The organism is Flavobacterium sp. HJSW_4 (assembly GCF_042436695.1).
Lineage (GTDB): Bacteria > Bacteroidota > Bacteroidia > Flavobacteriales > Flavobacteriaceae > Flavobacterium.
This window is the reverse complement of sequence record NZ_JBHNPP010000072.1, coordinates 1-2,776: the sequence shown is the minus strand read 5'-3', so window position 1 is coordinate 2,776 and position 2,776 is coordinate 1. Positions and strand designations below refer to the sequence as shown.

At 27.5% G+C, this 2,776-nt stretch carries 1 protein-coding gene; it reads right to left on the bottom strand.

The features are described from left to right. On the bottom strand, positions 1-2,627 hold a 2,627-nt coding region (locus tag ACE01P_RS24290), incomplete at its 3' end, for a hypothetical protein (RefSeq protein WP_379701646.1). Positions 2,628-2,776: the final 149 nt, after the last annotated feature.

The window sequence follows — 2,776 nt, the reverse complement described above, 5'->3', positions numbered from 1 at the left end:
CTTAAATATTGTTGCCAGAAACTATCTCTTTCTGGCATGCTATATCGATTTAAAATTCTTGTCAAACGATCACTGTTAAAAGGATGGTCAATTACGGTAGATAATTCATATAGTTTATTAAAATAATCACTATCAGATATATTAAAATAATTTCCCTTAAACCAATTGGTTAATTTTTCAGTGTCAATACTTTCTATTTTTCTCCAGTTTAAGCTATCTAATAAAAAGTGATTTATCTGTTCATAATCATAGTGTCTGTGAAAATCATCATGTTTAGATATAAAATACCAGTCGCAAACTTCAAAAATCTCTAAATTAAATTTCTCAGGTAATAAAATGGAAAATGCTTCTAAAATTCCATCATTATACCAAGAATAATTGCGGGTAGAGATTAATTTTCCAAGATTGTTTTGCTCTTTAAAAGCTTCTATTACTTCGTCTCTATTATTTAACTTTTTTAATAGTTCGTCAGCGACATAAAAATCTCCAAACCTTTGGTAGGCAAAATATATTATTTCTTCTGTTTTATCTGTTTCATAATCAAGACGAGGATTTGTTATAAAAATATTTTCTTCGATCAAATCATTTAATAGAAATCTATAATCAGAAAATTCTTTCCGTAATAAATTTTTAACATCTTTTAAGAGTAAGTAATCATTTTCATTATTGTGTTTTTCAAATGCAATCCTATGAATAGCATCAAGAACAGCATTTGTATATTTATATTCTTCCCGTTTCTGTTGAAATTTATAATTTATTGCATTAATGTAGATCTCAAAAATTTTACTCATTCCTTGAAAACCCTGAGGGAATGCTTTTTGAGGCAAATCTTTAACGGCATTACATATTAATTGTAAAAAAAGAGGCTTTGTAAATTCGGGAGCAAGTATGGGAAAATGGGGTTGTTTAAGATCGTAAAATTCACAAAAAAATTTCAAAGCTTCATATTCATTTCCTTTAAAACCATCATGTTCTTTGAATGTAATCAACGGATTGTTACGGGTATTCTCAGGAATTACAAAATTTAAATATGTCGTTCTAATCGATAAACTTATCGCAATGAAGGGATATTTTTTGAATTCATTTATAAATCCTGCGATCTGCGGTTCCCATAAATCAGCTCCTGCGCCTTCATTTATTGCGTCAATTAATATTATGACTCTTGAACCTATCTGGGCTCCAATTTTATTTAGATTTTCCAAAAAAGATTCTTTATTGATAAAAGATACTGATATGCTAGAATAAATATTTTCCCAAATACTTTTTCCTTCGACAAATTGCTGTCCGAGTATTAACAATGTTGGTAAATCTCTGTTAATTCTATCCTGAGCAATATCTCCAAATAGATGTGATTTTCCATTTCCTGCGTCTCCTTTAATTATAAGGTAAGGATCATTGGCTAGTTGTACATTTACCTTTGTTAATATACTTTCTGTAAATTCGTCATTATTACGATCTATTTCTCTTAATCTGCCAATTTCAGCTTCAAATGGAGCTCGATAGCTGTAATCTTTTTCAATATGCTTAGTTTTTTCTTCCTCTTCTCTTTGTAATTTGTAAAGCTGTCTTATTTTATTATTAATTTCGGTATTGATTTTATCAATTGACTTTAAAATCCAATCTATTTCAATTTTTTCTGTAACATAATTTTCTTGTTTCCTAACCCAATTTGTAACGTCTTGTTTGAGTAGCTTGTAGTTTGTTTCAATTTGATTGAGGTGCATATTGTCATCAATCTTTCTGTACCCGTCTTCTAGAATCCATTTGTCAACAACATTTAAAAAACGATTAAAAAATAAATCATCTTTTGCTATGTCGTTAAAAATTTTTGCAATAGGTAATTTGAAATTTAAGTCTTTATTAAATCTTGCTCCTAAATTTTGAATAGCAGTTTGAACTTGCTGAGAAAAAAAATCTGGTGTTAAACCAAAATTTCCAAAATAACTGAAAGATATTCTGGTGTAATAATTTTTGTCTAAAATTTCATTAAAAGTTTCTATATATTGACAGTAAATAACCTTCCCTTTATCGGGAGCTCGGAATCGGGTAAAGATTCCATATAGATAAATTTCATTTTCAGCTATTAGAAAGATTCCACTCCCTGAAAATCCCTGAATGTTGTATTCAGTGTAATCTTCATGAAGGTCTAATTGGAATCTATTATCAGAATCAACATGTTGATTCCATGTAGGATATAAAACGGCTAATTCCTCGTTAAATGTTGCGTTAGGAAAACCTTTTACTATGAAATTTTTGTAGATGCTTTTTTCTTTTATAGTTTTAATTGAGGGAATTTCCTCTATTGAATTCTGAATTAAAGATTTATCAATAATAAGTAATGCGACATCTTTTTCTATTTCTTTAAAAATAAAATTTGGATTTATTGTATATTCTATTTGATCATATTTTTTTGTTTTAAAATTATAGATGTCGATATTAATCTTTTTTCTTATTTCTTGAAAATTATCACCATCATTAAAAAGACAATGTGAGGCTGTTAAAATGTAAACTTTGTCATAAAGGTTTTTATGTGAATAAATTATTCCAGAGCCACAATATTTTAAAGTTTCTGAATCTTGTAGGCGAACTGTAAGTTTAGATATTTTAATATCGTTTTCTTCTGTCATAATTTTTTATGAATAAATATTTATTTAAAAATTGCATCGGTGTGATGCTAATTTAATTTATTTCTAAAAGTTTTTAGTATAAATTTTCTTAAACTTGACAACAGTTATTAACTTATTAATTTTGAATGTTTTAATGTGAGAAAAGAAAA